The 7,068-nt window shown below is 57.2% G+C and carries 9 protein-coding genes; 4 read left to right on the top strand and 5 right to left on the bottom strand.

What is annotated here, in order from left to right:
* Positions 1 to 213: 213 nt before the first annotated feature.
* Positions 214 to 867, bottom strand: a complete 654-nt coding sequence (locus tag VGP75_RS06395; RefSeq protein ID WP_327542857.1) for a hypothetical protein — start codon at positions 865 to 867, stop codon at positions 214 to 216.
* Positions 868 to 1,098: 231 nt separating this feature from the next.
* Between VGP75_RS06395 and VGP75_RS06390 the strand changes: the two genes are divergently transcribed.
* On the top strand, positions 1,099 to 2,517 hold the full coding sequence (locus VGP75_RS06390) for an HD-GYP domain-containing protein (protein WP_327542856.1): 1,419 nt from the start codon (positions 1,099 to 1,101) through the stop codon (positions 2,515 to 2,517).
* Between the two features lie 193 nt (positions 2,518 to 2,710).
* Here the strand turns inward: VGP75_RS06390 and rplT are convergent, their stop codons facing one another.
* The 4 genes from rplT to pyk form a co-directional block, all read right to left on the bottom strand.
* Positions 2,711 to 3,073 carry a 50S ribosomal protein L20 gene (gene rplT / locus VGP75_RS06385; RefSeq protein ID WP_055297200.1) on the bottom strand — a complete coding sequence of 121 codons (363 nt, stop codon included), beginning with the start codon at positions 3,071 to 3,073 and terminating at the stop codon, positions 2,711 to 2,713.
* Between the two features lie 17 nt (positions 3,074 to 3,090).
* Positions 3,091 to 3,291, bottom strand: coding sequence for a 50S ribosomal protein L35 (rpmI, locus tag VGP75_RS06380; RefSeq protein WP_055297198.1), 201 nt, complete (start codon positions 3,289 to 3,291; stop codon positions 3,091 to 3,093).
* 152 nt (positions 3,292 to 3,443) lie between these two features.
* Positions 3,444 to 3,671, bottom strand: a complete 228-nt coding sequence (locus tag VGP75_RS06375) for a hypothetical protein (RefSeq protein WP_327542855.1) — start codon at positions 3,669 to 3,671, stop codon at positions 3,444 to 3,446.
* 28 nt (positions 3,672 to 3,699) lie between these two features.
* The gene (gene pyk / locus VGP75_RS06370) at positions 3,700 to 5,145 is read right to left on the bottom strand and encodes a pyruvate kinase (RefSeq protein WP_327542854.1); all 1,446 of its coding nucleotides are present in this window, start codon (positions 5,143 to 5,145) and stop codon (positions 3,700 to 3,702) included.
* 117 nt (positions 5,146 to 5,262) lie between these two features.
* Between pyk and VGP75_RS06365 the strand changes: the two genes are divergently transcribed.
* Genes VGP75_RS06365 through VGP75_RS06355 form a run of 3 tightly spaced genes read left to right on the top strand, consistent with a single transcriptional unit; the run spans position 5,263 to position 6,762 of the window.
* The gene (locus tag VGP75_RS06365; protein WP_327542853.1) at positions 5,263 to 6,000 is read left to right on the top strand and encodes an N-formylglutamate amidohydrolase; all 738 of its coding nucleotides are present in this window, start codon (positions 5,263 to 5,265) and stop codon (positions 5,998 to 6,000) included.
* A gap of 12 nt (positions 6,001 to 6,012) precedes the next feature.
* On the top strand, positions 6,013 to 6,306 hold the full coding sequence (locus VGP75_RS06360; protein WP_327542852.1) for a DUF1244 domain-containing protein: 294 nt from the start codon (positions 6,013 to 6,015) through the stop codon (positions 6,304 to 6,306).
* Positions 6,307 to 6,315: 9 nt separating this feature from the next.
* On the top strand, positions 6,316 to 6,762 hold the full coding sequence (locus VGP75_RS06355; RefSeq protein ID WP_110279561.1) for a tellurite resistance TerB family protein: 447 nt from the start codon (positions 6,316 to 6,318) through the stop codon (positions 6,760 to 6,762).
* Positions 6,763 to 7,068 lie beyond the last annotated feature (306 nt).

The following is a 7,068-nucleotide window of genomic DNA, read 5'->3' as shown; positions in this document are numbered from 1 at the left end:
TTGCCCACGGCCTGCACGCGCAGGTCCTCGATGGCGGCCTCATCGGCGGCATCGGCAATCAAGCCAAGGTATTTTTGTTTCAGATCGTCCATGCCGCACCTCTTGCAATCGTCACCGCGGAGTTAGCGAAATGGCGCCATGGTTGCAAGAAGCGTTCAGCCTTGGCGCGGCAGTCCTGCCAGCGGAACGGCCAATGAGGTGCGCGCCATCACGTCACCGATTACCTTTGCCGTTACTATTACTATTGCCAGAACTGGTATTGTTGCCGCCACCGTTATTGCCGTTGCCAGTGTTGTTGCTACCGCCGTTATTGCCGTTGCCGTTCCCATTTCCGTTGTTCCCGTTGCCGTTATTCCCGTTCCCGTTGCTGCCGTTACCGTTATTACCGTTACCGTTCCCGTTGTTGCCGTTCCCGTTGTTGCCGTTGCCGTTCCCGTTGTTGCCGTTGCCGTTGTTGCCGTTGCCGTTATTACCGTTCCCGTTGTTGCCGTTGCCACTATTGCCATTACCGCTGCCGCCGTTACCGGAACCGCCATTGCCTGCGTTGCCGCTGTCGGAACTGCTGCTACCGCTGTCGCCGTTTCCGCCGTTTCCGCCATTGCTGTTGCCAGCACCACCCATAGGAGGCGCTTGTGTGTTGCCCAAGGCCGCTGCCATGTCCATCGCGAAGGCTCTGGTCCCGTTCAAGGTGGCCTGAGATACGCCAACCCCTAGAATAACGGCGAGAGTTGTAATGACCGCAAAATCGACAGTGACAGCGCCATTGTCATCTTGCTGGAATTTCTTGAAAAACGCGCGAGGACCTGTCGGCCTTTGGGTTTGGCCGCAGCGCCACAGCAGGTTGGCGTTCCCGAACTTATTGGACAATGCATTCTTCCTTTTAAACACGCACGAGATACACAAACGGCCCGGGACGCGGCTTTTCAACTGGCCTGCTGATCGCTTGGGGATATGTTCCAATTAAGACAGAATATTGAAAATTTGCTTCAAATTGTGACCCTACAACCAGATGGGAGATCGATTGAGGTCTGCGATGAAACAGCCTCCCGCGACGCGGCGGCTAAGCTCCTCTTAACTTTGCGGTCGTATGACGCGGTTATGTTCAGTCACTCCGCAGTCCCCTACATTGTCGCAGAAAGCCTCTATGCGGCAGCATGTCCGCACACGCCACCACGCGCCTTGCGACTGGGTTCGCTGCTTGGTGCGATGAGCTATGCGCTTGATATGACGGAAGGTCAGCCGCCGGGGCACTGTATTCGCTGTTGCTGGATCGGAACACGCATTGGCAATGCCCTCGGGATGAACGGGCAAGCCTATGAGGATCTGTATTTCACCCTTTTGTTGAAAGATCTTGGGTGCAGCAGCAACGCGGCACGGATTTGTGAACTCTACGTTGCAGATGACATCACCTTCAAACGTGATTTCAAGATGATTGACGGCAGCCTGACCGCCGCATTGCGCTTTGTTTTCACCAAGACAGGGCTTGGCACCGGCCTGAGTGAAAGGCTACGCGCGACCGTCAATATCCTGCGCAATGGTGGCGAAATCAGCCGTGAACTGATTGAAACGCGTTGCAACCGTGGTGCGGATATCGCGGCAAAGATGCGGTTTTCGGATGCCGTCCAAGAGGGCATCAGGTCGCTTGACGAGCACTGGGGTGGCGGCGGCAAACCACTGGGTCTCTCTGGCGATGATATACCGCGTATTTCAAACATTGCTTTGATGGCGCAGGTCGTCGACATTTTCCATTCGGCGCAGGGACCAGAGGCCGCAATGACCGAAATCGAAGGGCGCGCCGGTGGCTGGTTTGATCCGGCTTTGGTCGCGGCCTTCAAAGAGGCGAGTGCAGCACCTGACTTTTGGACCCGCCTAAATGATCCCTGTCTGGAGGAACTTGTTTTCTCGCTCGACCCAAGCGAAACGGCCCAGGCTGTCGACGAGGATTATCTCGACGACATCGCCTCGGCCTTTTCCGACGTCGTCGATGCCAAATCGCCCTTTACGGCCGACCATTCCAACCGGGTCACACTTTATACCGACATGATCGCCGAAGAACTTGGTCTATTGGCGGAACATCGGCGCTGGCTGCGGCGCGCGGCGCTCTTGCATGATCTTGGAAAACTGGCCGTCAGTAACCAGATCCTCGACAAACCGGGGCGTCCGGATGCTGACGAATGGGCAACCATCCGGCAGCATCCGAAGTATAGTCAGACAATTCTGGAAAAGGTCGAGGCCTTTCGCGATATTGCACCCGTTGCCGGAGCGCACCATGAACGTGTGGATGGGAAAGGTTATCCTGAGGGACTAGGGGGTAAAGATCTTTGTCTTGAGGCCCGCATACTCGCCGTGGCGGATGTTTTTGATGCGCTCACTGCGGACAGACCCTACCGTGCGGCGATGCCGATCGCGCAAGCGCTGGACATCATGGCCGCAGATGTTGAAGCCGCCTTTGATCCGGTCTGCTTTACCGCACTCCAACGCGGGCTGGCGAAACTGGCAGGCCCGGGTAAGGATTGAGGATTTCTGAGATCCGCCCTGCGCATCGGTGACCGTCCGGTTTGAGGCGCCAACAGACAACTGGGTGACCTGAACTTGGGCAGCCTTCGCGCCCGTGATATTGCAGACCCATTCACATGATCCGCCAACCTCCCCAACGCAAAAGGCCGCCCAGTTTCCTGTGCGGCCTTTCTTTTCCGGTCAGGTGCGTGGCTTAGGCCGCCAGCGCATCCTTGGCTTTGCCAACAACAGCGGCAAATGCCTCAGGCTCGTTCACGGCCAGATCGGCCAGAACCTTACGGTCCACTTCGATGCCAGCCAGTGTCAGGCCGTTGATGAACTTGGAATAGTTCAGTGTCTCGTCAACCGAGCGTACACCTGCGTTGATCCGCTGGATCCACAGAGCGCGGAAATTGCGCTTGCGGTTGTGACGGTCACGGGTTGCATATTGGTTGGCTTTGTCGACCGCTTGTGCCGCGACCTTGAAGGTCTTGGAGCGGCGATCATAATAACCTTTGGCAGCGTCGAGTACTTTTTTGTGACGACGGTGCGTGACGGTTCCACCTTTAACGCGCATATCTCAATTCCCTCTAATTAACGTGCGTAAGGCATCATCGGCTTGATGATACCCTCGTCTTGCTTGCTCAATGTGGTTGTCCCACGAGCGTTGCGGAGGAATTTGTTGGTACGCTTGATCATGCCGTGACGTTTGCCAGCCTGGCCCGCCACAACACGGCCAGAAGCCGTCACTTTGAACCGCTTTTTGCAGCTCGATTTCGTTTTCATCTTCGGCATTTCCGTCTCCTTCAAAGGTTCGGTCTAATCGCGCGACTCGGCATGCCATCTTGGCCGGACGCGCGGGCTCAGGCGCGGCTGATACGACAGGGGTGGGGTTATTGCAAGAGGTGTTTCGCGATTTGAGCTGTGGTCCAAGGCAAAGCGTGGCCTCAGCTGCCGATCACCGACGCCACAACACGCACGATCACATCGTCGACGGTATCCAGCGCATAGGCGCCGGGGTTTTCCTGCGCAGCATAAGCCATGCTTCCCGCCCCGATCACCAGCAAGGCAAGGGCCGTTTTGGGCCAGCGCCAATCGGAGTAGGCGCTGACAGCCGAGGGGATAGCAAAGGCGACCATCGTCAAACCAATCACAAAGATAAGATCATAGTCCATGGTGCCCTGCCGATATTGCTAAGCAATGTTACTCTTGTTCTACTGCGTAAATCAAACGCTCAGCGCAAGGGGCAACGCGCAGGATATTTGTCGACCCCGGGGTATTGAAGGGCACACCTGCGGTGACAACGATCATGTCGTCCTCACCCGCGAGGTTCTGGGCCTTTGCGGCACGGACCGCAGCAATCACAGCATCCTTAAAACGGTCCACATGACCGGAAAGCACACAGTTCGTGCCCCACGACAGGCAGAGCCGCCGCGCGGTTGTGATGTGATTGGTCAAGGCAATGATTGGCACGCGCGGGCGTTCGCGCGACACCAGAAGCGCTGTGCGCCCTGATTGCGAGAAACAGCAGATCGCTTTGACATCGGTTGTCTCGGCAATCTCGCGGGCAGCAGACACGATCCCGTCAGCCACAGTCTTGCCGTCGGACTTGCGCGAGGCCTCGATAATTTCGGTATAGGTCGGGTCGGCTTCGACCTCGGCTGCGACGTTGCTCATCGTGGTGACAGCTTCGATCGGGAAAGAGCCTGCCGCCGATTCCGCCGACAACATGATCGCGTCAGCCCCTTCATAGATCGCGGTGGCCACGTCCGACACCTCTGCGCGGGTCGGCATCGGGCTGTCGATCATGGATTCGAGCATCTGCGTCGCCACGATCACAGGCTTGGCCGCCGCACGGCATTTGCGCACCAGCTGCTTCTGGATCGGCGGAACGTTCTGCACGGGCAGTTCGACGCCCAGATCGCCACGCGCGACCATGATGCCGTCAGAGACCGCGAGGATACTGTCAAATACTTTCACCGCGTTCGGCTTTTCGATTTTTGACAGGATCGCGGCACGGCCCTTGGTCAGCTCACGCGCCTCTTCCACGTCTGCGGGGCGCTGGACAAACGATAGGGCCAGCCAGTCCACGCCAAGCTCGCAAACAAATTCCAGATCCTTGCGGTCTTTTTCCGACAGCGCTGCCAGCGGCAGGATCACGTCAGGCACGTTCACGCCTTTGCGGTTGGAAATCGTACCACCAACGATGACTTCGCAATTGGCAAAGGTCGCGCCACAGTCTTTCACCCGCAGTTTGATTTTGCCATCGTTGACCAGCAAATGCGCGCCCGGTTCCAACGCATCGAAAATTTCTTTGTGCGGCAGCTTTACGCGGTGCACGTCGCCTTCGGCGTCATCCAGATCAAGACGGAAGTCCGCACCCGGCACCAGTTCTTCTTCACCATTGGCAAATACACCGACCCGCAGTTTCGGCCCCTGCAAATCCGCAAGAATAGCAATCGGACTATCGAGGTCCTTTTCCACCTGCCGGATAATCGCGTGACGTGCTTTGATCTCTTCATGATCCCCGTGCGACATATTCAGGCGAAACACATCGGCACCGGCCTCGTGCAGGGCACGGATCATCTCGTAATCATTGGAAGCGGGGCCAAGTGTTGCGACGATTTTCACATTGCGGTGGCGTCTCATAGTCATTCCTTCGTACATCGCTACCGTTAGCGGTAACAGATTGGGTTGCGCCCTTATTGCGCAATTCCATTCCTGCTTCAACTAGCCTAAATCCTGTATCAAAGGAATGACACCGCCATGACACATGACCCTTACGAAATCATTGGTGAAAACCGCACCGGACGCTGGCTAATTGCCTGCGATCACGCCACAAATACCGTCCCTGATTGGGTGCATGGTGGCGATCTGGGCCTACCTGCGGCGGATATGCAACGCCATATCGCCTATGATATCGGCGCGGCAGGTGTGACGCGCAAATTGGCTGAAGCCTTGGACAGCCCTGCGATCCTGTCCCGGTTTTCACGATTGGTATGTGACCCCAACAGAGGCGAGGACGATCCCACGATCATGATGCGCCTTTATGATGGCACGATTATCCCGGGCAACCGCAACGCCGATGACGCCGAAAAAGAAGAGCGCTTGCAGCGGCTCTACCGGCCCTATCACGCGGCCTATGCAGATTTGGCCAACAAGATGGATAATCCCGTGATCTGTGCGGTGCATAGTTTCACGCCGCGCTTGCAAGGGCGGCATCCGCGCCCTTGGGAGATTGGCGTGCTATATGCCGATGACGCACGGCTCGCGACGCCATTCATGGCCGCCTGCCGCGCTGAAGGGTGGTGCACAGGTGACAACCAGCCCTATGCCGGCCACCTGCCCGGTGATGCCGTAGACAGGCATGCCTTGCAGCATGGCCGCCCGAATGTGTTGATTGAGTTACGTCAGGACCTGATCGCGGATGAAGCGGGACAAACCCTTTGGGCAAACCGGCTGGCCCCTATATTATCACAAGTATTGGCCCAATCAGGCCTTTGAAAGGACAAGACCATGGACGACCAGACCCGTATTGAGATCGAAGCTGCCGCCTTTCGCAGGTTGCAAAAGCACCTCATGGAAGACCGCACCGACGCGCAAAACATTGACATGATGAATTTGGCAGGGTTCTGCCGGAATTGTCTGGCGCGCTGGTATCAGGAAGCAGCGAACGAACGCGGAATCCCGATGACCAAGGACGAAGGCCGCGAAGCGTTTTACGGGATGACGATGGCCGAATGGAAAGCGAACTACCAGACCGAAGCAAGCGCCGAGGCCAACGCGGCCTTCAAGGACAGCCACGGATAGGAACCCATTATGCTTGAACGCCTGACCGCATTCTTTGGCAATCCCACCGGCTATCACACGCCACTGCCCGAGGCCGACGCAAGCCACGCTATGGGCGCGTTACTGGTGCGTGCGGCAAAGGCGGATCACACCTATCTGGTCGAAGAAATCGCGATGATCGACAAGATTCTGGCCCAGCGTCACGGCATCAATCCGGTCGCCGCCGCCAAAATGCGTGCGGAATGCGAACTTTTGGAACGCAAGATCCCCCAGACCACCGATATTGCTGCAATCCTCGAGACCGCGATCGGTACCACGGAAAAGGAAGCGACGCTGCTGGCGCTTTGGCAGGTTGTCTATGCTGACGGGATCATGCACGCGGAAGAAGACGAGGTGTTGCACCAGATCGAAGCCGTGTTTGGCGTGGGGCCCGAGCGCGCGAAAGAGTTGCAAGCACAAGCGCAGGCAGGGGCGTAGGCCGCACCCTGCCTGTGACGCGCTTCTTTTTTAGCCATGCCATTTGTGGCATGTTCATGCCTGGCGAGACCACACAGAAAGGAGCAGGCACATGCAAGACATAGATATGCCAAAGCACCAACATACGTCCGGCAACGTGCAAGGATTCGAACTCCCGCGCGGATGCCTCATGACATCCGGACTTATCCTTTTGCCGATCGTGACCCTCACGATCTGGTTCGTCGCCAAGTTCTCTTGACTCGCCGCGTGCCTTCGGTCCGGATCTAGCCCGAACTACACAGCCGCCTTGCGGCTTTCCTCAAGATA

This window comes from Yoonia sp., from assembly GCF_036007805.1.
In the GTDB taxonomy this organism is placed as follows: Bacteria; Pseudomonadota; Alphaproteobacteria; order Rhodobacterales; family Rhodobacteraceae; genus Yoonia.
Note: the sequence above shows the minus strand (reverse complement) of the source record. Positions and strands in the feature narration are given on the sequence as shown.